This window comes from Pseudomonas brenneri (assembly GCF_007858285.1).
Lineage (GTDB): Bacteria > Pseudomonadota > Gammaproteobacteria > Pseudomonadales > Pseudomonadaceae > Aquipseudomonas > Aquipseudomonas brenneri.
This window is the reverse complement of sequence record NZ_VFIL01000001.1, coordinates 35,825-61,517: the sequence shown is the minus strand read 5'-3', so window position 1 is coordinate 61,517 and position 25,693 is coordinate 35,825. Positions and strand designations below refer to the sequence as shown.

Here is a 25,693-nt window from a genome sequence, read left to right as displayed (position 1 = left end):
CTAGAGGTCCCAGTTACCGATATCGGCGTCGGTGCCTTCGCCACCTTCCTGGCCATCGGCGCCCAGGGAAAAGATATCCACCCGACCGTGCTGCCCAGGGGTGCGGTAGCCATAGGCATTGCCCCACGGGTCCTGTGGCAGGCGCCGGATATAACCGTCGGCACGCCAACTGCGCGGCAGCGGTTCCAGGCTCGGCTTGCTGACCAGCGCCTGCAGGCCTTGCTCGGAGGTGGGGAAACGCAGGTTGTCGAGGCGGTACATATCCAGCGCTTGTTCCAGGGTCGCCAGGTCGGCCAGGGCCTTCTGGCGCATGGCTTTGTCCTGGCTGCCGAGCACACTGGGGGCGACCACGGCGATCAACAGGCCAATGATAAAAATCACCACCATGATTTCCATCAGGGTGAAACCGCGCTCGCGACGCTTGACGGCACGATTACCAGGCATGGCGTGCTTTTCCATTTCAAGTTCTCCATTTTCAGGTTGTCTGTTCAAAGGCTCAGGCCCTGGTTGAGCTGCATGATCGGCAACAGCACTGCCAGCACGATGAACAGCACCACCGCGCCCATCAGCAGAATCATCAGGGGCTCGAATAACGCCAGCAGCAGGTCGACCTGGCGCGCAAAACCACGTTCCTGGTTGTCGGCAACCCGCTCCAGCATGTCGGGCAAGGTGCCGCTGGCCTCGCCGCTGGCGACCATGTTCAGCAGCATCGGTGGGAAGTGACCGCTGGCACTGAGGGCGCGGAACAGGGTCACGCCGCCTTCGACCTGCTCACGCACGGTTTCCAGGGATTGATGAATCTGCCGGTTGCCGACCGTGGCGGTGGCGACCTCCAGGGATTCAAGCAACGGCACGCCACTGCCGAGCAAAATCGCCAGGCTGCGTGACACCCGTGCGCTTTCCAGCACCGACAACAGCACGCCAATGCGTGGCAGGCGCAAGGCCAGGCCGTCACGCCGCAAACGCCACAGAGGCCGGCGCAGTAAAACCCGCGCACCAAGCCCCAGCAGCAAGGCCAGCCCCAGCAGCCACGGGCCGAGCATCACCAGGCCCTCACTGGCGCCGATCAGCACCCGGGTAATCAGCGGCAGGCTTTGCCCGGTGTGGTTGAACTGCTCGGTGAGCTTGGGCACGACAAAGGTCATCAGGCCGATCACCACGGCCAGCGACACCAGGATCAGCACCGCCGGGTAAATCAATGCGGTGCGTGCCTTGTGCCGTTGTTTCTGCACTTGCTCAAGGTGTTCGGCCAGCCGCTCCAGCACCGGCGCCAGCTTGCCGGAGCGCTCCCCGGCCTCGACCAGCGCGCAATACAGCGTGTTGAACTGCCCGCCCTGGCGGCGCAGGCTCTGGGCCAGGCTCAAGCCTTCGCCAAGAGCTCCGCGCACCGCCACCAGCAAGTTGCGGATCGCCGGCTCCGCCAGCTGGCGCTCCAGGGTAGCCAGGGCATCCACCAACGGGATACCGGCACTCAAGAGCGTGGCCAACTGGCGGGTCAATTCGCACAACTGTCCATGGTTCAAACGTTGCCCGCGCGGGCTCGACAGACTCGCGCCCTGCACCTGCAGCTCACGGGCAAACAGACCCTGCTCGCGCAGCAGTTGCCGGGCATGGCGCTCGCTTTCGGCCTGGATACTGGCTTTGCGGCAATTACCGCGCAGGTCCAGCGCCTGGTAGCGATAGGTCGGCATCAGTCACGCACCGCACGCAGGACCTGCTCCAGGCTGGTTTCGCCACGGCGCAGGCAGTCGGTGGCCATGGCGGCCAGGCTCTGGCGCTTGTCAGCCAGGTATTCGTGCATGGCCGCTTCGCTGGCACCGTCGTACAGCAAAGTGATCAAGCCGGCATCCAGGGTGATGAATTCGTAGAGCCCGATCCGCCCGCTGTAGCCACTGCCCTGGCAGTCATCGCAGCCCTGGGGGTGAAAGCTCTGTTCGAGGGTTGCCAGCTCCGGCCACAGTTGACGCTCGGCGGCCTGCAATGGCGCTGGCGTTGCGCAATGGCACAACCGGCGCACCAGGCGCTGGGCCATGACGCCCTTGAGGCTGGAGGCGATCAGAAAGGGTTCGATGCCCATGTCACGCAAGCGGGTGACCGCGCCCACCGCACTGTTGGTGTGCAACGTCGACAACACCAAGTGCCCGGTGAGGCTGGCTTGCACGGCGATCTGCGCGGTCTCCTGATCGCGGATTTCGCCGAGCATAATCACGTCCGGGTCCTGGCGCAGGATTGCCCGCAGGCCGCTGGCAAAGGTCATGCCGGCACGGGGATTGATCGCGGTCTGGCCGATGCCGGTAATCGCGTATTCCACCGGGTCTTCGACGGTAAGGATGTTGCACGAGCCATCGTTGAGTGCATTGAGGCTGGCATACAGCGTGGTGGTCTTGCCCGAGCCGGTGGGCCCGGTGCTCAGCAGAATCCCGTTGGGCCGTGACAGGCAGGCACGCAGGGCTTGCTCGACCTCGGCGGGCATGCCCAGGTTGGCCAGGTCCAATAGGTTTGCCTGCTTGTCGAGCACCCGCATCACCACGCGCTCGCCATGGATGCCGGGCAAGGTCGAGACGCGGATATCCACCTCGCGACCACCTGAACGCAGGGTGATACGCCCATCCTGGGGCTGGCGTTTTTCAGCGATATCCAGGCGCGCCATGACCTTGATCCGCGACACCAGCATGGCCGACAAGGCCCGCGGCGGGCGCAGGATCTCGCGCAGATGGCCATCGACCCGCAAGCGCACCACCAGGCTCTGTTCGAAGGTTTCGATATGGATGTCCGAGGCGCGCAGGCGCAGGCCTTCGGCGAACAAGCCGTTGATCAGGCGGATCACCGGCGCCTCGTTGTCACTCTCCAGCAAGTCTTCAATACGTGGCAGTTCGTTGATCAGGCTATCAAGATCGACCTGCTCGCCAATGCCCTCGATCAACGCCGCCGTGGCCGACTCGCCGGCCTGGTACAAGGCGCCCAGGCGCAGTTCGTATTGCGTCGGGTCAAGGTGCTCGACCGCCGTCGGCAGGCCGTGCACGCGCAAGACTTCCTGCAAGGCGTCGGTGTCGACATCCTCACGCAGGCACAAGGTCCAGCCCTGCGGGCCCGGCGCCCGTGCCAAACCCGCCTGGCGCGCCAGTCGATAAGGCAACAACGTACTCACCACACGCCCTCGTCCAGGCGTTCGCGGCTGGCCGGGAACAGGCGCAGCAAGGCGTTGTTATCGGAGATTGCGGGCAATGCCAGGTTGGAGTTGACCTTGAGGTTGCGGTACTTCTCGCTGCTCAGTTGGGCCAGGGTCTCGCCGTCGCGCATGATCCGCGGGCGGATAAATACCATCAAGTTCTGCTTGGTGCGCTGGCTGGCGTTGGAGCGGAACAGCCGCCCTACCCCCGGAATGTCGCCGAGCCACGGCACCCGCTGGTCACTGTTCTTGGCCTCGTCGCCGATCAGCCCACCGAGCACCACCAGACCGTTGTCTTCGACCATGACCTTGGTCTTGATCTCGCGCTTGTTGGTGATCACATCGCTGGCGCCGGTGCTGTCGGCAATCGACGAGACTTCTTGCACGATGTCCAGGCGCACGGTGTTGTCGATATTGATCTGCGGCTTGATCCGCAGCTTGATCCCCACCTCCTTGCGCTCGATGGTCTGGTAGGGGTTGGTGTTGTTCTGCGTCACCGAGCCCGTCACAAAAGGCACTTCCTGGCCCACCAGGATCGACGCTTCGGCGTTGTCCAGGGTCAGCAGGGTCGGGGTCGAAAGCAGGTTAAAACCGCTTTCGCTTTTCAGTGCGTTGAGCAGCGCAAGGAAGTTCAGCCCGCCGCCGTTGAGCTTGCCAAAGCCTGCGGTGGCGCCGGGCACATTGGCCAACAGCTTGCCCAGGCCAGCCGTGTCGCCACTGGCAGCGGCCCCCGCCAGGCCGGCGATGCTCGTCCCGCCATTGGTAAAGTTCACCGCGCCGCCACCAAACGAGTCGCCCAAAAACAGCCATTGCACCCCCAGTTCCTGGGCGCGGGTATCGGAGACCTCGGCGATGATTGCCTCGACCACCACTTGGGCGCGGCGGATATCCAGTTGCTCGACGATGGTGCGGTAGGCGGCGATTTCGCTGTCCGGGCCGACCATCACCACCGCGTTGGTGCCCTCCTCCGATTCCATGCGAATCGCCGAGGCGCTGGCTGCGACCTGCTTCGGCGCACCCTCCACCGGTACCCCTTCGCCGCCGGCGCCGGGCGTGTCCTGGCTCAAGCCGCGCAATACCTTGACCACCTCAGCCGCATTGGCATGCCGTAGGTACATCACCACGGTGTTCGAAGGACGCAAGGCATTTTGCGGTTGATCCAATTGCTTGAGCAGCGCGCGCACCCGCTGGCGACTGTCGGCGCTACCACGCACCAGCAACGCATTGCTGCGCGGATCGGCGATCACCTGGGCGCTGTCGGCACCTTGCTCGCGGGCCAGCAGGCGGGTCACCAATTGCGCAGTGTCGTTGGCACTGGCGTTGCTCAGGGGCAGCACTTCCAGGGGTTCCTGGCTGACCTGATCGAGTTGCGACAACAGGCTGTCAATGCGGTCCAGGTTGCTGCGCCAGTCGGTGATCACCAGCAGGTTGGCTGCCGGGTATGGGCTGATCACCCCCACGCGCGGGTCGATCAGCGGCTTGATGATATTGAGTATCTGCTCACTGCCGGCATTGCGCACACTGAACACCCGGGTAGCCATGCCATCGTTGCCTTGCCCGGCCTGGCGCGTCGATTCCACCGGCACCGGCTCCAGGCGCGCAGCCTGGTCCGGCACGATCTTCACGCTGCCATTGGGCAGGTTGACGGCGGCGAAACCCTGGGCGCGCAACTGGGCAAGGAAGATGTCGTAGATCGCTTCGCTGCCAAGCATGTCGAGGCTGCGTACCGTGACCTTGCCCTTGACCCGAGGGTCGATAATGAAGGTGGTGTTGGTGATGCGCGATACGCTGTCGATAAAGTCCGTGAGTTCGGTGTCGATGAAGTTCACTTCATACAAGGCCGGCGCTTCTTCGGCGCGGGCCTGGGTCACGCTCAAGGCCAGGCACAACGCAGTCAGGCCCAGGCATTTATTGATCATGTGCATCTCGGTTCATTCCTTGCGCTTGAGGCCGATCACCGGTCGCTCAGTCGGCCATGGCAAGCGCTCGCGCTGCCCTTGATTGTCAAAAATCAGCCCGCGTTCATCGATGTCGTGCAAGACGATGCCCGGGGCCAGGCGCTGACCCAGGGTCAGCGTGCGTTCTTGTTGCTGGTAGCGCAGCACCAGCACTGTGGCGCGCAGCGGGCTGGCCTTGAGGCTGCCCAGATAATCGACCTTGAGCGTGGTCAATGGCAGGTCGTCGCTGGGCGCCTGGCGTGGTGTCCAGTGGCTGCTCAAGAGGTCGGCCACCGGCGCCGATGCCGGGTATGGCACGACCGGCTGCGCCAGCCCATGCCACAGTTGCAGTACGCATTGCGCCGCCAACCAGGCACACAGCGTGACCAGCAGCAGGCTGAACAGGCTGCCTGCCCGGCTCAACTGACCACACTCCGTGGATGCCATCCCGGATGCCCCTGCACGTAGCGCACTTCGGGCAATTGCAAGGGCGCCAGTTGCCAATCCGCCGGCTGCTCGCGCAACCAGCCTTCAAGGTGTTGCCACAGCGGTTGCCCGGCATCGGCGGCAAAGCCCAGGCCAAAGGTGCGGCAGGTGCCGACCGGCTCGGCAAACTCACTGACCCGTTTGCCGCCAGGGCTATAGGTGACCTGCCAGGGCTGGCCGAGCCAGCGCGGCAAGTCCTGGCTGTTATCCAGCAGCAATGGCTCGCCAAACAGTTGCTCGGCGCCGTTCTCCAGGACCTGGCGCACTTGCTGTGCTGGAACATCGACTACCGGCGCCGGGTAACTGGCGCTGAGGCTGATCAAGTGTTCGCGGGTGATCATCTGGCCGCGCGCCAGGGGACTGTCGTAGCGCAGGCCCGGTAGCAACACCGCGCTCTTGGGCTCGCGGGCCAGGGCCTGGTGCAACAGGCGATCCCAACTGCCGGCGCGCACATCACGGCGCCAGAGGTTTTCCGGAGCCTTGGCCAGGGGTTGGTCGAGCCAGGCGGCATGGGCTGCGCGCTGTTGTTGCAGGCGTGGTTGCAGGCGCTGGGCGTGGGCCTGGGCGGTAGCGTCCAACGCGCTGGCCTGAGCCGGAAAAAAGCGCGCATCAAAACGCCATTGCCCCGCCTGGGCCTGACAGCGGATGCGGAAGGCGCCGCTGGCCCGGGTCCCGCCCAGCACCACCGGCACCCGCTTGCCGGAGCTTTGCAGGATTTCCACCGGTTGCGGCCACAAATCCTGGCCACGGGCACACAGCACCAGATCCACCTGGCTCAGGCGTTCGGCCAGCCAGAACCCCGGCCCGGTACCAACATCGGCCAGGGCCACCACCAGGTCGGCTTCTTCGCGGGCCTGAGTGAGCACCGGTTGCAGGCTGTGCAACCATTGCTTCAAGGACGCTTGCTGGTCCCGTGCATAAGGGTCGGTAATGCCGACCACAGCAATGCGCACGCCGCCACGGCGGAACACCTGCATGCCCGGAGTGGCCAGGCGTTGCGCACTGTTGCTGGCCAGCCCGGCGCCGAGCACCGGATGGCCGAATTGCTGGTACAGGCCCTGGCATTGTTCGGGCCACAACACGCGCTCATCGCTGCTGACCCGCACTTCACTGCCGAGCAACTGGCTGCCCTGGACCCCGGACAGGCCACGGGTCAGGTAGGCCAGGCCGCTGCCGTTCCAGCACTGGCCGTTTTCCAGAGTCAGGCTATTCTCATGCCCCGCTTCATCGCGCAGGCGTTGCAGCACGGCACCGAGTACCGCATAGCCACCGGTTTGCACGCTGTCACTTAAGGAAGCATCCAGCAGGCCATCCAACTGGCTGCCATCGGCTTGGCGAAATCGCGCATTGGCCCCGGTGATCCACGGCGCCTGGCCGATGCGTGTGGCTGGCCCCAGGCGCGTGGCGGGCACCACCGGGCGGCCCGGCAGGCGTGCATCGAGGGTGTCGGCGATATACAGCAGGTCGACCGGCTGACTGTCGGCCGGCCCCGCCTTGCTCAAACTGGAGCAACCGGCCAGCCAAGGCGCACATGCACCCAGTGTCATCCATCCCAATACATCGCGCCGCACCATTGAAAGCATTATTCCCTCACCCTGAAGCACACTCTTATAGGGGCCGCATAGTGGGGGGCAATTAATGACGCTTTGATGTCAGTTTTTTAACAGGAGTGAAATGTGTCGCCCTGCAACAAAAGGAAACAAAATAAATACACTTAAATACATTTTTAACAAAACCGACCGCGAATCATCACATTCGGCTCTTAGAGTTCGGGCTCCTTTCAAAATAACCGTGATCTACAAAGGACCTGATGAAATGAGTCGAGAGACTGGCGACAACCAGAATCGCAACCTGAGCCTCAATGAGCCGATGGAATCGGTACTCACTGCCTACCTGAGCCGCCGCAGTGTGGTGCGTGGCGGGCTCGGCGCCGCGATCGCCATGATTGCCGGTACTGGCCTGACCGGCTGTTTTGACAGCGGTGGCGGTTCAGACAACGACACGCCTACCCAGCCGCCAAAACCTGCGCTGAAGCTGGGCTTCAATTCGATCCCAGGTTCCCTCACCGATGCCTGCACCGTGGCTGCCGGCTACACCGCCCACGTCCTGGCGCCGTGGGGCACGCCGCTGAACAGCAACGCAGCCCCGTGGAAAAGCGACGGCAGCAACACCTCCACCGACCAGGCCAACTCGGTAGGCATGCACCACGACGGCATGCATTTCTTCCCTATCAATGGCAGCTCCACCGACGGCCTGCTGGCCATCAACCATGAATACATCGACGCACAAGCCCTGCACCCGGCGGGCCCGACCCTGGTCGGCGGCGTTCGTCCGGTTGAAGAAGTGCGCAAAGAGATCAACGCCCACGGCGCTGGCGTAATGCGCATCACCAAGGTCAATGGCCGCTGGCAGGTGATGGAAAACGACCCGTTGAACCGTCGTTTCACCACTGCCACCGTCATGGACCTGGCGGGCCCGATGAAAGGCACCGATCACGTCAAGACCAAGTTCTCCACCACCGGCACCCAGACCCGCGGCACCAACAACAACTGCGGTAACGGCTACACCCCGTGGGGCACCTACCTGACCTGCGAAGAGAACTGGCCGGGGATTTTCGTCAACAAAAGTGGCGCCCGTCCGGCAGACCAGGTGCGCATCGGCGTGGGCACCGGCAATGGTAACTATCGCTGGGAATCGGTGGCTGGCGACCCGAGCGAAGTGAACGGCGAGTTCAGCCGCTTCAACGTGACCCCAAGCGGCGCCACCGCGACCGACGATTACCGCAACGAAGCCAGCACCTATGGCTACATCGTCGAGATCGACCCGTACAACGCTTCGACCCGCGCCGTGAAGCGCACCGCCCTGGGTCGTTTCCGCCACGAAGGTTGCTGGCCTGGCCTGACCACCGCCGGCAAGCCAGTGGTGTTCTACAGCGGCGACGATTCGCAGAACGAGTACCTGTACAAGTTCGTCTCCACCGCCCTGTGGGACCCGGCCGATGCCAACCCCAGCGATCGCCTGGCGACCGGTGCCAAGTACATGGACAGCGGCAAGCTCTACGTGGCGCGCTTCAACGCCGATGGCAGTGGTAACTGGTTGCTGCTGGACGTGGCCACCAGCACCACCGACGGCAGCACCCTGGGCGCGAAATTCACCAACCTGCCGGGGATCATCCTCAACACCCGCGGCGCAGCCGATGCCGTAGGTGCCACGCCGATGGACCGTCCGGAGTGGACCTCGGTCAACCCGCTCAATGGCGACGTCTACCTGACGCTCACCAACAACACCAGCCGTACGGTGGCCAACCCTGCCAACCCGCGTGTGAACAACAAACACGGGCACATCATTCGTTGGCATGACGCCGATAACCAGGTGTCGTTCACCTGGGACATCTTCGTGTTTGGCGCCAACGCTGCTGGCAGCCCGGACCTCAACCGCTCCGGCCTGACCACCCTGAACCAGTTCGCCAGCCCGGACGGCATGACCTTCGACAGCCGTGGCGTGATGTGGATCCAGACTGACAACGGCGAAAAGACCCTGACCGACTACACCAACGACCAGATGCTGGTGGTGATCCCCACCAATATGGTCGATGCCCAGGGCAAGCAAGTGCCGGTCAACGCCCAGAACCAGGCCGACCTGCGACGTTTCTTCGTCGGGCCCAATGGTTCTGAAGTGACGGGGGTGACCTTTACCCCGGATAACAAGACGGTGTTCGTCAACATCCAGCACCCGGAAAACTGGCCATCGACCACGGTCGCCACTGACGTTACGGTTGGGACTGTACGCCCACGTGCATCCACGGTGGTGATCCAGCGTGCCGATGGGGGCGACTTGGCGATCTGATGAGGATGCAGGCGTCGGCTTGCCGGCGCCTGCAGCACTGTCTTTGTGGGAGTTCGATTCAACAGAGAATTTTGGGCACAGCACAAACCAAATGTGGGGGCTGGCTTGCCTGCGATGACCATGAGTATCTACACAACTCTCTAATACTTCTGGGCTCTGGGTTTTGGGCTGGTGTAGGGAGCATATCCATTGCTGCGGTAACGGCGGCTAATGGTTCCGCTCTTACAGCGGCTCACTTTTGAACAGCGCAAAAGTAAGCAAAACGCTCTTGCCCCACCACTCGGCACCTCGCCTAGGCTCGGTGTACCCATCATCCGACCTGATCGTCGAATCGTGCGCGTCCACCTGTGGGAGCGGGCTTGCTCGCGATGGTCGTTAACGATGACGTTGAGTAACTGACACCCTGCGGCGCTCTTACAGACGCTATCGCGGGCAAGCCCGCTCCCACACTTTTGTGGATACTTTAATCTCACGTGCACTCTATAACGGCATCGGTTCCCGCGAGCGCAGCAGCATGCCTTGCGCCGGTACCCGTGCGTGCCACTTCACCACACCCTGGGCTTCGACACGGTATTGGCTGCGAAAGCGTTGGCCATCCAGGTCAACCTCCAGTTGCAGCAGGAAATGGTCACCGTTGAGCTGCAATCCTTCGCTCAGCCGCTCGAACATCGCATCATCCATCGCCCCCAGGGCCTGGCGCAGTTCACCCGCATCACGATAGCCCCCTGCCGGGCGCGCGCTGACCAGCCGGGTCAGCACCGACCGCGAGACCTCTCCCTCATACAACGCATCCAGCAGCGCCAGCATCTCCAGGTTCAGCGCATTGGCGTTCAGGCGCCAGCCTGCGGTCTCGTCCAGGCTGCATAACTGCGGGTAGCGCACGGCCCGGAGTGCGTCGGGAAGCGCCAGCAGGTTCAGCTCGCTGATATCGCGCATCCGTTGATTGGCCGCCAGGCGCGGTGGCGATTGACGCAAGTATTCGTTGCTTTCTGCACCTTGCAGGCGGGTCTGCTGGTCGGCGTCGAGCCAGTCGGCCAGGGTCTGGGCCAGGCGTTCGGCAGCCATGTCGGCTCCCAGCAAATGCACCAACTGGCGCTGGGCGCGCTCGGCTTCGGGGCCGATCAGGGCGTTGACGTTGAAGCAGGTGTGCAGGTCGCGAATCCGGATGCTCGCCTTGCCCCCCTTGAAGTCGTAACTCAATGGCTGCCCGCGCATGGCCTGCCAGAACAACGGGCTGGCGCGCCACAGCGGGTCCTGCAGGGCCTGTTCGGTAAAGGCCAGCGCCGCCCGCTCGATCGCCCGCGCCTGCACCCGTTGTTGCACCAGACGCACGCTGTCGACCTGCTGGCGCCCCTGTTCGACCATCCAGGCCATACCGCCCGCCAGCATGGCCAGGGCCACCAGCACCATCAACAACGCCGCCCCCTGCTGCCGTTTTTTGTCCATGACCCAACCACCTTTTATGTAGAACCTGGCGACAGTCAACACAGTGGATGTTTCAACCAAGTGGCAGGCTCACACAATTCCCGCAAAAACGTCACAGCTGCGTCATAAAGCCTCGGCACACTGCGCCTTCATATTTCAAATCAATGGCTTGGAGTGTCGGTATGGGTGGTATAGGGATTTGGCAACTGGTCATCGTGCTGCTGATCGTGGTCATGCTGTTCGGCACCCGGCGCCTCAAGGGCCTGGGCAGCGATGTGGGCGAGGCAATCAAGGGATTTCGCTCCTCCATGGGCAACGAATCCGCTGCCCAGGCGAGCGCAGAAAAGGCCAGCCTTGAGGTGCAAGCCGAGCCTCAACGACCCGCAGACAGCAAACACTGATGTTCGATATCGGGTTTAGCGAACTGTTGCTGGTGGGCCTGGTGGCGCTGCTGGTGCTGGGCCCCGAGCGCCTGCCGATTGCCGCGCGCAATGCCGGGCTGTGGCTGGGCCGGGCCAAGCGGGCGATGAATACGCTCAAGGCCCAGGTCACCCAGGAACTGGACCACGAACACTTGCTGCAGGGCATCGATCAGCAGCCATTGCGGCAACTGGAGCAGCAACTGCGCGACGGCATCCGCCTGGACGCTGCGCCGCAGCCAGAAATCCCCCCTTCTCCAGGACAACCTGCCCCATGAGCGACCTGCCCTTGTCTGCCCCGCGCCTGTCGGTGACCGGCCACCTGACCCGGTTGCGCTCGCGCCTGGTGCGCTGCGTCCTGGCGATCCTCCTGGTGTTTTGCGCCCTGTTTCCCTTTGCCCAGACGCTGTACAGCTTCGTCTCGCAACCGCTGCGCGATTTCTTGCCCAGCGGCGCAACGATGATCGCCACTGGGGTGACTTCTCCGTTTCTGGCACCGCTCAAGCTGACCATGATGATCGCCCTGTTCATCAGCATGCCGCTGTTGCTGCACCAGGCCTGGGGCATGATCGCGCCGGCGGTGTACCGCCAGGAACGACGCACTGCCGCCTGGTTGCTGGCCGCCAGCGTGGTGCTGTTTTACGCCGGCATGGCGTTTGCGTTTTTCCTGGTATTCCCGATGATGTTCGGCTTCTTTACCAGCGTAACCCCGGACGGCGTGACGATGATGACCGATATCGCCCTGTACCTGGATTTCATCCTCGCGCTGTTACTGGCGTTCGGCCTGGCGTTTGAAATACCGGTGGCGACTTTCCTGGTGATCTGGGCCGATATCACGGATGTGCAGACCCTGCAGAAAAGCCGACCGTATGTAATCGTCGGCTGCTTTGTGGTCGGCATGCTGCTGACCCCGCCAGATGTGTTTTCGCAAACCATGCTGGCGGTGCCGATGTGGATTCTGTTCGAGCTGGGGCTGCTGGCCAGTCGGTCGGTGAGCAAATCGCGTACCGAGGCAGCTTAAGACAGTTTGCTCGGGGCCAGGGAAGTACTGCGCCCACCCTGCTTGAGCAGGGACGGATTGATGCCAAACTGCTTGCGAAAAGCCGTAGCAAAGTGGCTGGCATTGGCATAGCCCAGATCCGACGCCACGCGCATCACCGATTCGTCCCCTTCCAGTAGCCGGCTGCGGGCTTGAGTCATGCGCGCTTGCTGGAACACCCCGTAGACACTGTTGAGGAACAACTGCCGGAACCCGCGCGTCAGTTTGGGCTGGCTCAGACCGGATTCACGGGCCAGCTCAGACAGGCTGGGCGCTTTGCCCAGGTCTGCCAGCAAGCGCTCGCGAGCATGCTGAAGGCGTTGGCGATCGATGGGGCTCAGGCGACAGGCGCAGTCCACGCTGCGCCGTGCTTCCAGGAACAGGCTGACCAAGGTCACGCTCTGGCCATACAGCCACAGGCTACTGCGCGGCTGGCCAGGCGCGTACGTCAGGGCATTGGACAATTGGTGGGCGGTGGCGCTCATTTCACCGCTGCGGTGTCCATCGAGAAAGCAATGATCGCAGGCCAGCGCGTTATACAGGGTCGGGTCGATTTCCAGTTCCCACTGGGTCAACAATTCGGGATGGATCATCACCGTAATATTGTCTATCTCACCCTGCTGGTGATACAGGCCGTTGCGACTGCGCCCATAGCTGATGCTGCCGGTACCCTGGTCAATGACATAGCGGCGCTGCCGCCGACCATCGCGAAAGCTGCAAGAGGCCTTGCCCTTGAGCAGGTTGGTAAAGCTGAAGTGGATGCGCTCGCTGTCGTCATGCAGAGGCATCTCCACTGGCTGCTCGAAAGTACTTTGCCAACGCACGATATCCAGCCCGCCCTGCAAGGTCACTCGGGTGACCCGGCACTGGGAGCCCGGGCCGAAATCGCCCCCGTAGCCATCGGCAATAATCCGCGAGACCGGCATGAACGCCCGCCCCTGCTCCTCAACGGCTGACATCTTGGATCTCCTTGCTGACCGGATACGGCTCGAATCAGACCACATTGGGGTAGATGAGCGCAATTGATAATCACTAGCATCTATCGCGCTGCAGTTACGCCCTTAGCCGCCGTCGCCCACCGCGACGCGCACTGCCCCAAACCTCAGTCAAGGTCCCATCATGTCTGCACGACGCCACTCGACGACTCACCGTCGATCACCGCACATTTGTTATACTATAACAGCTCTGCTCAGTTGCACACTCACTCATTCAGCCTTTGCCGATACAGCCGTCCAACCGCTGCAACTGCCGGTTTCAACCGTCACCGCGCGGATGGAGCAGGAGGATCCCAAGGAGGTGCCGATCAGCCTGAGCGTGATCAGCGGTGAGCAGTTGCGCACCCAGCGCCTCAATACCCTGGAAAGCGCCCTGCGCAACACGTCCGGGGTCAGCGTGAACTCCTCTGGCGGTCCGAATGATTTCAACGTGCTGATCCGTGGTGTGGGCTCGCTGTACCAGATGTCGATGGATGACAGCTCGGTGGCGTTCAATATCGATGGCGTGCCGGTATCGTCGCGCAGCCTGGGTTTCGAAACCCTGGATGTGGAGCGCATCGAAGTCCTCAAGGGGCCACAGGGCACCTTGTCCGGGGCAATTGGCCAGGCCGGCGCCGTGAATATCACCACACGCCAGCCGACCCGTGAACGGGAAGGTTATGTGCGCGGCGAAGTCGGCCAGCAAGGCCAGTTCCTCACTGAGGGCGCCGTGGGCGGGCCTCTGACGGAAAACCTCAGCGGCCGCCTCGCAGTACGCCGTGCGGGTTACGACAGCTGGATCGACAACGACCAGACCCACCACCCCCAGACCAAACCCCGCAACGAAGCATACCGAGGCAGCCTGCTGTGGGATCTCAACGATGACACCCACGTGCTGTTCAGCGCCGAGCGGCAAAAGTCCAAGCGCGCCACCAACTCCCTGGTGCTGCGCCCGTACGGTAGCGACCCGAGCCTGGACCTCACCCCCGGCCTGTTCGACGACAACTACAAGACCACCGAGCGCTACGCGATCAAGGTCGAGCATGACTTCGCCAACAGCCGCCTGACCTCCACCAGTTCCACTTCAACCGCCGATTTCGAAGGCCTGATCGCCTATGACAGCAAACTGATGGGCGCGCTCTACGGCACCCCCAGCGAGTTCTGGGTGGTCGACAAATCCTTTGAGCGCAGTTGGAGCCAGGACGTACACCTGAGCTCCCTGCCCGACTCGCAGGTGTTCTGGGTCACGGGGCTGGCCGCCACACGCAGCGAGCGTACCTACGACACCCCGCGCAATACCTACGGCACCTCAGGCGCCAAGTTCCGCGACTTCACCACAACCACCTATGCCGGCTACGGCGAAGTCACCTTCCCCCTGACCGAGCAGCTGAAACTGACCACCGGCTACCGCCATTCCTGGGACCGCAAGACCTATGACGGCGAGTACTTCTCGGGCAGCGACTCGGTCAACGACTCACGCAGGCTGACGGACAATTACGGCACCGGTCGCGCTGCCCTGAGCTATGCGATCACCCCGCAAACCAACGTTTATGTGCAATTGGCGCGCGGTTACAAGTCCGGTGGGTTCAATGACTATGCATCGCAGGTCAGCGACAGCGAACCCTACAAGGCCGCCGTCAGCAAAGCTGCGGAACTGGGCTTCAAGAGTGAAACCGACGACCGCCGTGGCCGCCTCAATGGCGCATTGTTCTTCACCCGCGTGCACGACGACCATCTGCTGGGGTACGACGCTGCAACCTTCGCCACCAATGCGTTCAATGCCGACACCCGCACCCGCGGCGCCGAACTGGAAGGCAGCTGGCGCTTCGACTACGGCCTGAGCGTGGCCGCCAGTGCCACCTACCTCGACGCGAAAATCACCAGCGCGGTGAAGGGCATCCAGGCCGGTGACGTCGCCGCTGGCAACCGGACCCCGGATGTACCGCGCTGGAGTGGCAACTTCAACGTCGCCTGGGAGCATCCATTGGGCAGTTTCGCCGGTCTGGGTGAAACCACCCTCAACACCAGCCTCAACTACCACCTTGTGGGCGAGCGAGCGGCAGATCCGCAGAACCATTTCAACCTGGATAACTACGAGAAACTCGACCTGCGCGCCGGCCTGCATAGCAAGTTCGGCGAGGTGTATGCCTATGCCGACAACCTGCTGAACCAGACGTACGACACCTATGGGTTCTACAGTGATCCGGTAGCCTATGGCGCACCCGCGCGACGCCGTACCCTGGGCGTCGGCTACACCTATCAGTTCTGACGTGAAGGGGGAGCAGGTTGATTGGTGAATCAATCCCCTTGTAGGCGCTGGCTTGCCAGCGTCTATAAGGTTTGTTGGCCAAGCCTCTATCAGAACGAATAGCTGTAGCCCACCCCCGCCGAGCGCCCTCTGCCTGGCATCCCGGTCAACACCTGGGCCGTGGAATAGGCACCATACAAGTCATAGCGCGCATCCAGCAGGTTATCGCCCCACAGGTAGACTTCCGAGCCGCCGCTTTCCAGGCCCAGGTGCAGGTCCAGCTTGGCGTAGCCCTTGAGGTCATAGTGGTTCTGCGGGTCTGCCGGGCGGTTTTTCTGCAGGCGGTAATTGAGCAATGTATTGAGACGGGGCGCCGGTAATCCCAGCAGGTCAGGCAGATCCTTGTGCCAAGCCACACTGAAGTTACCGCTCCACAGCGGCACGTCTGGTACCCGACTGCCTGCCACCACGTCACCGCCAGAAACACCCCGGGCATCGGAGGTCACGAGCGCATTGGTGTAGCTCACGGCACTGCCCAGGGTCAATTGGTCAGTGACGTGCCAGGTGCTCGACAGCTCTGCGCCCTTGCTGCGGGTGTCGGCATTCACCGCACTGACGGCCACGGTCTTGAAGTCATACCCCAGCAAGTGGTCATCGCGCACCCGCGTGAAGAACAGCGCCCCCTCCAGGCTCAACGCACCGCCCTCGCTTTCGTGCTTGAACCCCATTTCGGCCGCACTGACCTTGGCTGCCTTGTACGGCTCGCTGTCCGTGACCGAGGTCGCGTAATCATTGAAGCCGGCAGACTTGTAACCACGGGAAAGTACGGCATAGAGATTGGTCTGCGGCGTCAGCGCATAGGCCAGTGCCACGCGCCCGGTGCTGTAGTTGTCTTGCAGTTGGCGGCTGTCGCTGGCCCGATTGCCTGCGCTCGTATATTCGCCACCGTAGGTCTTGCGATCCCAGGTGTGGCGCAGGCCGGTGGTGAGTTTCCAGTCCTCGGCAATCGGGAAGGTGATCTCGCCATACGCCGCGTAGCTGTTGGTAGTGAACTCACGTTGCTGAAGCGCGCCGTTGGTGAAGTTGTTCGAGTCGAAATTGCGCTCGGAACGGGAAAGATTGACCCCACTTACCCAGAACACCTCGGCCTCTGGCAGCGAGCCCAGGCGCAGGTCCTGGCTCCAGACCCGTTCGTGGGCCGAGTCCTCAATAAGGTATTCGAAGGGTGAACCGTACAGTGCACGGGTGATGTTGCGGTCATAACCCTTGACTGCATTGAAGTCGGTGCTGGTGTAGGCGCTGATCGAGGTGATCCGAGCTTGCGCCAGATCGTGATTGAGTTCAAAGGAATAGCGCTCGTTGGTTTTCTGGTTGCCGTCAAATACGCCAGGCGTGTAGTCCAGGCGCGGGCTGTCGCCAAAGGGCCGCAGCATTTCCAGGCCGACGTAGTGCTCGGCGCGCTGGCGCTCGGCAACCAGCAACCCGGTGGTGCCGGCGTCGTTGTCCCACAGCAGGCTGCCACGCAAGGCCAGGTCCCGTGGCGCGGTCAGCGGATCGCGGTCCTGCTGGTCGTCGACCCAGTTATCGAAGCCGCTGCGACGCACCGCAACGCGCCCGGCCAGGGTCTCGGTCAAGGGGCCGCCTACCGCGCCTTCGGTCATGAACTGGCCTTGCTGGCCGACTTCACCGCGCACATAGCCTTCTACCTCACGGGTGGGTTTGCGGGTGGTGACGTTGATCGCCCCGGCCTCGCTGTTGCGCCCCAGCAAAGTGCCCTGGGGCCCCTTGAGCACTTCCACCTGCTGCACATCGAGGGAAGCCATGGCCGCATTGCGCACCGACATCGGCACGCCATCGACGTTCAGCACCACCGAGCCGTCATCCATACTCATCTGGTTCAGCGAACCGACCCCGCGAATACGCACATTGGCGTCATTCGCACCGCCCCAGGAATTGACGTCGACGCCCGGGGTGCCGCGCAATGCGTCTTCAAGCGTGCGCAGGCGCCGGGTTTGCAGGGTTTGCCCGTCGATCACCGAGAGGCCGAAGGGAATGTCCCTAGCGCTTTCCTGGTTCAATCGCGCACTGACGGTCACCGGCGCCAGCTCCAGGGCCTGTGAGTCGGACTGGTAGTCGGCAGCAAACGCGCTGCACGCCTGGCTGGACAAGGCCAGCGCCAGGGCTTGGGTAAGGACGTTGGCGCGCCAACCCTGCGGGTGGCGTAACGGTTTGAGTAGCCACTGATCAAGCATGCAAAACTCCAGGCAGATAAGAGAGGGACAGGTTCATTGCGGCGTGCCCCAGCGCTGACGCGCCTGGGCGATCACCTGATCCGAGGGCGCACCCAGCAGCCCTTGGATCGATGGCGGCCATCCCTGGCCTGTACGGATTTGTGCCGTCATGTCCAGCAGTTGCGCAGCGCTCTGGCTGGCAACCCAATCGAGACTGGCCAGCGCCGCATAAGGCGCGGCCCAGCCCTGCTGCCGGGCGCTGGCCAGGGTGCCGATCGGCTCGCCATCGCTGGCGAGGGCGCGGGTCAGGTCATCAGCCTTGAGCCCGATCAATGCCGCACGGGCATCGGGGCCATCAACTTCGCCGACACACAGCAAACCCAGCGCTGCGGCCACACCTTGGCTCAGCCACACGTGACCCGGTTGCTCGCGCAGGTCGCTGGCGCTGAGCAGCCGCTGGCGGGCCAACAGTTCGGCGATATGGGCGCGTCGTGCCCAGCGCCCGACACCGGTTGGCGCCACGTCCCAGTCCGGGGTCTGGGCCAGCAACAGGTGACCGTTACTCAGTCGACTGGCCCCCATGCCGCTGGGCCATTGGCTCACGTCGCTGACCGGTGGGCTTGCGCCCAGATGCTGCGCAATACAGGCAGACATGGCGGTGAGGTCCTCACGCACCTCGCGGGCGGTCGCTTGGCGACTGGCATCGGCCAGCACCCGGACACCGTCCAGTTCATGGGTCACGGTTGCTGAGGACAGGGCATAAGCGAAGTCCAGCGGCTGTTTACTGCGGCCACTGAGGGAGTAACCCTGGGCGTCGATGGTCCAGTGCCAGGCCCCGGCCGGTGCAACGGCTTGCGCAGCCACCGCCGCCCCCTCGGGCAGCGCGGGTGCGGTAGCGGACAAGCCGGCTGCCAGACGCTCTACTGGCGCACGCAAGCCACGTTCCGGGTCCAGGCCCAGGCGCGGCACCACCCGTCGCGCTTCCAACCATAACGCCCGAGGACTCAGCCAGATACCCTCGCCCTCGCTCGACCAACCGGTGGCATTCAGGGTCCAGTGCAAGGTCACCTGGCAACCGCTCGACGCACAAGCGCCCAGGGCCAGCCGCAGATGATCATGGGCTTGCTCAACCACCACCGACTGGTCCATCACCCTGGCGCCCGTCACCTGCAGACCCGCCGGCAACTCGGCATCCAGATGGCCATTGGCAGCAGTCACGCCCTCCAGGGTCCACTGCCCTAGCACCTGGCGTTGGGCACTGTCGATCTGCAACTGCAATTGCCCGCCGGCCACCTGGAAGGCACCGGCGCCGGCCAGCCAGCGCTGCTCCCAGGCGGCGCTGTCCGCACGTGCCTGGGTGGCGGTCTGATAATCGCCCCGCTCCACCAACTGGCGGTGCAACACGTTACCGCTGCCCAACATCACCAGCACACCCACTGTCAGCAACACACCGGGTACACCGCGCACTCGCGTACTCAGGTCGGCAAGACGTCGGCGCTCCGGCCCTCGGGGCACGGCCAGGGCCGCCAGTGCGACCAGCACCAGGCACACCGCAAGCTTCCAACTGGCCAGTGTGCCGAGATAGGCCAGCCACGGGGCCCAGCCGGTCAGCGCCGAGAGCGCCATGTGGCCCGGGATCGCCATTTCATACGCGGGGTAACTCACCAGTCCCAGTTCGTGATTGAGCACCAGGAAAAACGTCAGCAACATCGACGTGGCGTATGCCAGGCCGGACCGCCGAATCAGCGCATGCACCAGCACCGTCAGCATCGCCAACTCCAGCAATGGCGGGGCAAACACCAACAGCGAGTAGATCAGCGCAAACCCCGGCGCCAGGCTGGCAGGCGCGACGACAGCGCTGATCAGCAGGCTGGCGACGCCAGGCACCACAGCCAGCGAAAGGGTGGCGAGCAACACACACAGCACCTGACCGAACGTACGCAGCCACACCGGCGCCGGTGTGGCTTGCAGCATCGCCCCCAGCCCCTGCACATCATCACGCCGGCAGATCAGGCCGACCAGCGCCGCCACCATAAAGGCAATCACCAGGAACAGCGCGCTGGCCAGCAGCGGCAACGTCAAGTCAGCGCGCGGCACCATCGGCCCATGGGCATGCCACACCCCATGCACAAGACCGCTGAGCACGCCCATCACCACCAGCATCCCGAGCGCCAGCCACCAGACCTTGCGCGCAAAGACCTGGCGTATCTGCCAGCAGGTTTCGCGCCATAACGCGCGCGGCCAGTGGCTGACCAGCAAAGGGCCAGGCAAGCGCACATCCTGTGCCAGTTGCATCGGCGGCTCTGCCAACACCGCACCGCTACGTCGGCCCATCAGGCTCTGGCGCGTGGCACGGGCCAGGGACCAGGCCAACAGCAGCAGCGGCAGCACACACCACAGGCCCCGGTTGAGCCAGAACCCCGGTGTGAGGTCCAGCAGTGCCTGGGATTTCTGCGCTGCGGTCCAGGTTTCCACCTGGGCCTGGGCGAAGGTAAACAGGGACGGATCGAGACTGGCCGCCAGCAGCGGGTTGATATGCCCACCCTTGAGCACCACCACCGCGAACATCCACAGCAGCATCAACCCCGTGGCCAGGGCAAACGGCGCGGCTAGGCCCCGGCTGCGCAGCGCCAACAGGTAATACAGGGCGCCCACGCCGGTACTGACCGGCAACAGCAGCGCGACCCAGGCAAAGCCCAGCGCCGACCAGGCCGGCGCACCGATACTCGCCACCGGCACCCAACCCAACCAGCCGAGGATCGGGCTCAGCAGGAAGCCGACAATCAGTGAACTGGCCAGCAAGCCTGCGACCACCGCAGCGCCGATAAACCGTCCCCATAACAACGCCGGCAGCGATACCGGCAGCGCCAGCAACACTTCCTCCAACTGCGCCTTGCGATCACGCAGGGCCGGCTGGGCAAACACCCAGGCCCAGGCGAAAAACAGGAAAAACATACACCCGCAGGCCATCAGGTAGATCAGGCTCGGGGCATTGCGCGGGATGTCGCTGGCGCCCATTTTCTGCACATAGTCGGCGTTGGTCAGGGACATCAGCAGGTAGCCGGCCAGGCCCAAAAATACCAGCAAGGGAATACCGCTGCGCAGCCCGGCGCGCACTTCCACCCAGGCTTCACGCATCATCAGGGCGAAGGTACTCATGCGTCGGCCGCCTCACCGGCCTGGGCCAGCGCCAGGTAATAGATATCTTCCAGGCGCGGTGCGTGGGGCATGAAGCGTGGATCGGCAGGCCGCTCACCATACACAATCACCCGACTGCCCTCGGGGCTAGCCGCCACATGCAAGGCCGGCGGCAAGGCTTCGCCGCGCCCGAACGACGCCACCCACAGGCGTCCCTGCTCCGCACTGAGCAACGCCTGCGGGCTGCCTTCCACCAGAATCTGCCCGCCAGCCAACACCGCGAGGCGGCTGCACAGGTTTTCGACATCTTCGACAATATGGGTCGACAGCAACACAATCGATTCGGCGGCCACATCCGCCAACACCCGATGGAAACGATTGCGCTCCGCCGGATCGAGGCCCGCCGTAGGCTCATCGACAATCAGCAAGCGTGGCGAACCCACCAACGCCATGGCGATGCCAAAGCGGCGCAGCATGCCCCCCGAATAGGTAGCCAGCGCGCGGTGCGCGGCATCCTGCAGGTTGACCTTGGCCAACAGGCCTTCGATTTCTGCGCGGCGTTGGCGGCTGTCGGTACGGCCCTTGAGCCAGGCAAAGCGGTCCAGCAGGTCACGTGCGCTGACGCCCGGATATGCCCCCAATTGCTGCGGCAGGTAGCCCAGGCGTCGACGCAGATGATCGGAGTCGGCCAACACATCCACGCCATCCAGATAAATGCTACCGGCGTCGGGTTGCTGCAAGGTCGCCAAGGTGCGCATCAGGCTGCTTTTACCGGCGCCATTGGGGCCGAGCAACCCGTACATCCCGGGGCCGACACTCAAGTCCACACCACGCAGCGCTTGCACACCGTTGTTGTAGCGCTTGTGCAGGCCGCGCACCTGCAAACCCGAATCGACTGACATCTGCAACTCCATGGGCAAACGCGCCGATCCAGGGAGAGCAGGTCTGCCGGATAGCGCTTATTTGAGAATGATTGCCCTTGAGAGGCACAGCCCGGGACGGTAGCCACGCACGCGAGCGCCCTCTACCCGATTCAAGTCAATTTCCAACCGTATCGCGCAACTTCCGACGCCTGCGGCCTGGCGCTGCAACGCTCAACCCGTGGCCAACATGCGGATACGAGGGGCAATCGACTCGATACGGGTAGCCGCCAAAATGAGAGCGATTAGCATCCCTGACCGTGTATCGGCCTACGGAAAAACCCATGACTACCGCCCTGGACACCCTGCAACGCCCGGTCAACCACCTGATTCGCCTCGGTGTAGCGCTCGCTGCCATCGGTGCGCTGGTGAACCTGGTGCCCTTCATTGCCCTGACCGAACTGGCGCGCCTGCTACTGGCCGGCACTGTCGACCGGCAAGCCCTATGGCTGTGCGCCGGGTGGGTGGTGATTGCCCTGTGCCTCGGCTGGATGGCCTGCGGTGCCGCGTTGTGGCTGACCCATCTGGCGGACCATCGCTTGCAAGCGAGCTTGCGCGAAGCCATGGTCGGCAAACTCGCCCGCGTGCCCCTCGGCTGGTATAGCGAATCCAATTCCGGCGCAGTGCGCAAGGGAGTCCAGGACGACCTCGAAGACCTGCATCACCTGATCGCCCATCACGCCGTGGAGCGCACCGCCGCCATCGTCACCCCCCTGGCCGGGCTGGTGTGGCTGGCCAGTCTGAACTGGCGCCTGGCGTTGCTGGCAGTGCTGACCCTGCCCCTCTACGGGCTGGCCTATACCCTGATGATGCGTGGCTTTGCCAGCAAGATGCAGTTGCTGGACCAGAGCATGACCCGCATCAGCGCAGCCATTGTCGAGTTCGTACACGGGATTGCCGTGGTCAAGGCATTTGGCCGGGTCGGCCAGGCCCATCGCAGCTATCAACAGGCGGTCAACCAGTTCGGCCGGCAGTACGCCGGCTGGGTGCGGCCCTTGCTGCGCCTGGAAGCCATTTCGTCGATGGCCCTGAGCGTGCCGGTGATTCTGCTGGTCAGCCTGGGGGTGGGCAGCCTGTGGTTGAGTCGCGGCTGGATCACGCCGCTGGAACTGTTCGCCGAAACCCTGGTGGCCGTGGTGATCCCGCAGTCGTTGCTGGTGATCAATCAGAGCCTGACCGCCCAACGCACCGCCCAGGCCGCCGCCGGGCGGATCGAAGCCCTGTTGAGCATAGAAGAACTGCCTGCGGCGCCACGCTACAGCCAACCGGTGGAGCACGCCGTGACCTTCGAGCAGGTCGAGTTTGGCTACGACGCAGCGCAGCCGATCCTCAAGGGCATCGACTTGCATTGCAAGGCGGGCACGATCACCGCGCTGGTGGGCAGTTCCGGTGCCGGCAAATCGACCCTGGCCAAGCTGGTGCCGCGCTTTCACGACGTCAACGCTGGCCGGGTGCTGGTGGGCGGCGTCGATGTGCGGCAGATCGACCCGGACCAGTTGTACCGGCACGTCGGTTTTGTCTTGCAGGATGCACAACTGGTGCATGGCAGCGTGGCCGATAACCTGCGCCTTGGCTGCCCCACTGCCTGCGATGAGCAATTGCAGGCCGCTGCCCGCGCGGCGCAGATTCATCAGCGCATCCTGGCCCTGCCCCGGGGTTATCAGTCTGTGATTGGCGATGACGCGATCTTCTCCGGCGGCGAGGCGCAGCGCCTGTCAATCGCCCGCACGCTGCTGGCGGACACCCCGGTGCTGATCCTCGACGAAGCCACCTCCCACGCCGACCCGCAATCCGAGGCGTTGATCCAGGACGCGCTCTCAGCGCTGGCGCGGGGGCGCACGGTGTTGGTGATTGCCCATCGCCTGGCGAGTATTCGCGATGTCGACCAGATCGTCGTGCTCGACCAAGGCCGTATTGTCGAATGTGGTCGCCATCATCAACTGCTGCAAGCCGACGGGGCCTATGCCCGGTTATGGCACGCCAGCGCCGTGGAGGTCTCGCAATGATCCGCAGTCTGCTGACCCTGCTGGGTCCGGCCCACGCCACGCGCCTGTACCGTTACCTCGCCTGGCTGGTGGCCAGTGCCGTGTTGCAAGGCTTGGCGGTGGCGTTGCTGGTGCCGATCCTCCACGCGCTGTTTGCCGGTAACCTGCCGCTGGCCATGACCTGGCTCGCCGGCCTGGCGGCGATGGTGCTGCTGACCTGCATCGCCCACTACCAGCAGGCGATGCAGGGGTTCGCCCTGGCACTGCTGGTGCTCACCACCTTGCATGAACGCCTTGGCCAGCACCTGATGCGCCTGCCCTTGGGCTGGTTCAACAGCGAGAAAGTCGGCCAACTGTCGCGCAGCGCCACCAGCGGTACGCTGATGGTCACCGGGCTGTTTGCCCATTATCTGGGCCCGGTGGTGTCCGGTGTCGTGGTGCCTGCCACCGTTGCGCTGACCCTGTTTGTATTTGACTGGCGGCTGGGGCTCACGGCGGTTGCGTGTGCGCCGCTGATCTACTTCACCCATCACTGGTCGGCCAATGCCATTGGCGCCAATGATGCACGGGTCGAAGCCGCGGCCAGCGAAGCCGGCAACCGGGTGGTGGAGTTTGCCCGCTATCAGCAGGTGCTGCGTGCTTTTGGCCAGGCGCAGCGCGGCTATCGGCCATTACAGGCGGCCAATCGCGCACAGCAACAGGCCGGTGGCTCGATGCTGGCGCAGACCTTTCCCAAGTTGCTGGCCGGTGGCCTGAGCGTGCAACTGGCGTTCGCCCTGTTGGTAGCGGTAGGCATCGCCCTGGCGGCCACCCAACAGATCGATGCTATCGAGTTGGTGGCGTTGCTGGCCCTGGCCGCACGGTTTGTCGGCCCCCTGGCGGAGGCGGCCGCGCGCAGCGGTTTGTTGCGCATGGCCAGCAACGACCTGGAACAACTGGCGAGCATCCTGCGCCAACCCGCGCTGCCTGCGCCGGCCACCAGCCTGCCCCTGACAGCACCCGGCAGCCTGGAATTCGACCGGGTGGGCTTTGCCTACCCCAGTGGCCCGCCGGTGCTCAAGGACCTGAGCTTCAGCGCCCAGCCCAACACAATGACGGCGATTGTCGGCGCGTCGGGCTCGGGCAAGACCACCGTCACCCGCCTGCTGATGCGCTTCTTCGATGCCAGCGAGGGCAGCGTCAAGGTAGGCGGCGTAGATGTGCGCGCGTTGTCCAGCGAAGCCCTGATGGCGCAGCTGTCCCTGGTGATGCAGGACGTGTATCTGTTCGATGACAGCCTGGAGGCCAATATTCGTGTGGGCAACCCGGATGCCAGCGCCCGGCAGTTGGCGCAAGCGGCAACATTGGCGGGAGTCGATGAGATTGTGGCGCGCCTGCCACAAGGCTGGGCCACCCCGGTGGGAGAAGGCGGTACCAGCCTGTCCGGGGGTGAACGCCAACGCGTGTCCCTGGCGCGTGCCCTGCTCAAACGCGCGCCCATCGTGCTGCTGGATGAAGCCACGGCGGCACTCGACCCGCAGAATGAGGCTTACGTGCAAGCCGCCATTGGCACGCTGATCCAGAACGCCACCGTACTGGTGATCGCCCATCGTTTGCCGACCATCATGGCGGCCGACCAGATCCTGGTGCTGGATGAAGGGCGCCTGGTGGAGTCTGGCAGCCACCGTCAGTTGCTCGCCGACAACGGGCGCTACGCCGGCTTCTGGCACGAGCGTCAACGGGCGGGCGGTTGGCGCCTGAAGGCGGAACGTCCCTCTTTATAGGAGTCGGCTTGCCGGCGATGGCGTCCTATAAAATGCAGAGCATCCCGTTGACCAAGCCGATCAGCACCAACATCAAACAAAACGTTGACTTAGTAAGACGCCAAGACAAACTG

18 protein-coding genes are annotated in these 25,693 nt (G+C 63.7%); 7 read left to right on the top strand and 11 right to left on the bottom strand.

What is annotated here, in order from left to right:
- From gspG to FJD34_RS00245, 6 genes are read right to left on the bottom strand one after another with little or no spacing between them, the layout of a single operon-like run.
- Window positions 1-459 (bottom strand): type II secretion system major pseudopilin GspG, encoded by a 459-nt coding sequence (gspG, locus tag FJD34_RS00270; protein WP_373289995.1) that lies wholly within the window; start codon window positions 457-459, stop codon window positions 1-3.
- Window positions 460-488: 29 nt separating this feature from the next.
- Window positions 489-1,691 carry a type II secretion system inner membrane protein GspF gene (gene gspF / locus FJD34_RS00265; protein WP_065943135.1) on the bottom strand — a complete coding sequence of 401 codons (1,203 nt, stop codon included), beginning with the start codon at window positions 1,689-1,691 and terminating at the stop codon, window positions 489-491.
- Entirely contained in the window at window positions 1,691-3,139 is a 1,449-nt protein-coding gene (locus FJD34_RS00260; protein WP_090293163.1) for a GspE/PulE family protein, read from the bottom strand. The genes gspF and FJD34_RS00260 overlap by 1 nt, the downstream gene beginning before the upstream one ends.
- A 5-nt stretch (window positions 3,140-3,144) precedes the next feature.
- Entirely contained in the window at window positions 3,145-5,094 is a 1,950-nt protein-coding gene (gspD, locus tag FJD34_RS00255; protein ID WP_223232680.1) for a type II secretion system secretin GspD, read from the bottom strand.
- Window positions 5,095-5,100: 6 nt separating this feature from the next.
- Window positions 5,101-5,553 carry a hypothetical protein gene (locus FJD34_RS00250; RefSeq protein ID WP_090291259.1) on the bottom strand — a complete coding sequence of 151 codons (453 nt, stop codon included), beginning with the start codon at window positions 5,551-5,553 and terminating at the stop codon, window positions 5,101-5,103.
- Window positions 5,526-7,178: a bifunctional UDP-sugar hydrolase/5'-nucleotidase gene (locus FJD34_RS00245; RefSeq protein ID WP_090293164.1), complete on the bottom strand. Its 1,653-nt coding sequence runs from the start codon at window positions 7,176-7,178 to the stop codon at window positions 5,526-5,528. Before FJD34_RS00245 ends, FJD34_RS00250 begins: the two co-directional genes overlap by 28 nt.
- A gap of 229 nt (window positions 7,179-7,407) precedes the next feature.
- Between FJD34_RS00245 and FJD34_RS00240 the strand changes: the two genes are divergently transcribed.
- Entirely contained in the window at window positions 7,408-9,438 is a 2,031-nt protein-coding gene (locus FJD34_RS00240; RefSeq protein ID WP_032861378.1) for a PhoX family protein, read from the top strand.
- A 480-nt stretch (window positions 9,439-9,918) separates the two neighbouring features.
- Here FJD34_RS00240 and gspK read toward each other — a convergent pair whose 3' ends face one another.
- Window positions 9,919-10,884, bottom strand: a complete 966-nt coding sequence (gspK, locus tag FJD34_RS00235) for a type II secretion system minor pseudopilin GspK (RefSeq protein ID WP_090291260.1) — start codon at window positions 10,882-10,884, stop codon at window positions 9,919-9,921.
- Window positions 10,885-11,045: 161 nt separating this feature from the next.
- Between gspK and tatA the strand changes: the two genes are divergently transcribed.
- Genes tatA through tatC form a run of 3 tightly spaced genes read left to right on the top strand, consistent with a single transcriptional unit; the run spans window position 11,046 to window position 12,303 of the window.
- Entirely contained in the window at window positions 11,046-11,264 is a 219-nt protein-coding gene (tatA, locus tag FJD34_RS00230) for a twin-arginine translocase TatA/TatE family subunit (RefSeq protein WP_032861381.1), read from the top strand.
- A complete protein-coding gene (gene tatB, locus FJD34_RS00225) occupies window positions 11,264-11,560 on the top strand; it encodes a Sec-independent protein translocase protein TatB (protein ID WP_065943141.1) in 297 nt (98 codons plus the stop codon). Before tatA ends, tatB begins: the two co-directional genes overlap by 1 nt.
- A complete protein-coding gene (gene tatC, locus FJD34_RS00220) occupies window positions 11,557-12,303 on the top strand; it encodes a twin-arginine translocase subunit TatC (protein WP_090291261.1) in 747 nt (248 codons plus the stop codon). The genes tatB and tatC overlap by 4 nt, the downstream gene beginning before the upstream one ends.
- Here tatC and FJD34_RS00215 read toward each other — a convergent pair.
- Window positions 12,300-13,280, bottom strand: a complete 981-nt coding sequence (locus FJD34_RS00215; protein ID WP_050593397.1) for a helix-turn-helix transcriptional regulator — start codon at window positions 13,278-13,280, stop codon at window positions 12,300-12,302. The two genes, tatC and FJD34_RS00215, sit on opposite strands and share 4 nt — an antisense overlap.
- 337 nt (window positions 13,281-13,617) lie before the next feature.
- Here FJD34_RS00215 and FJD34_RS00210 point away from each other — a divergent pair, with 337 nt between their 5' ends.
- Window positions 13,618-15,564 carry a TonB-dependent receptor gene (locus FJD34_RS00210; protein ID WP_229689193.1) on the top strand — a complete coding sequence of 649 codons (1,947 nt, stop codon included), beginning with the start codon at window positions 13,618-13,620 and terminating at the stop codon, window positions 15,562-15,564.
- 89 nt (window positions 15,565-15,653) lie between these two features.
- Here FJD34_RS00210 and FJD34_RS00205 read toward each other — a convergent pair whose 3' ends face one another.
- Genes FJD34_RS00205 through FJD34_RS00195 form a run of 3 tightly spaced genes read right to left on the bottom strand, consistent with a single transcriptional unit; the run spans window position 15,654 to window position 21,814 of the window.
- Window positions 15,654-17,795, bottom strand: a complete 2,142-nt coding sequence (locus FJD34_RS00205; RefSeq protein WP_032861388.1) for a TonB-dependent receptor — start codon at window positions 17,793-17,795, stop codon at window positions 15,654-15,656.
- 33 nt (window positions 17,796-17,828) lie between these two features.
- Entirely contained in the window at window positions 17,829-20,933 is a 3,105-nt protein-coding gene (locus FJD34_RS00200; RefSeq protein ID WP_090291262.1) for an ABC-2 transporter permease, read from the bottom strand.
- Window positions 20,930-21,814 (bottom strand): ABC transporter ATP-binding protein, encoded by an 885-nt coding sequence (locus FJD34_RS00195; protein ID WP_032861392.1) that lies wholly within the window; start codon window positions 21,812-21,814, stop codon window positions 20,930-20,932. The genes FJD34_RS00200 and FJD34_RS00195 overlap by 4 nt, the downstream gene beginning before the upstream one ends.
- Before the next feature lie 302 nt (window positions 21,815-22,116).
- Here FJD34_RS00195 and FJD34_RS00190 point away from each other — a divergent pair, with 302 nt between their 5' ends.
- Both FJD34_RS00190 and FJD34_RS00185 read left to right on the top strand, forming a co-directional pair.
- On the top strand, window positions 22,117-23,838 hold the full coding sequence (locus FJD34_RS00190) for an ABC transporter ATP-binding protein (protein ID WP_032861393.1): 1,722 nt from the start codon (window positions 22,117-22,119) through the stop codon (window positions 23,836-23,838).
- Entirely contained in the window at window positions 23,835-25,580 is a 1,746-nt protein-coding gene (locus FJD34_RS00185; RefSeq protein ID WP_032861394.1) for an ABC transporter ATP-binding protein, read from the top strand. Before FJD34_RS00190 ends, FJD34_RS00185 begins: the two co-directional genes overlap by 4 nt.
- Window positions 25,581-25,693 lie beyond the last annotated feature (113 nt).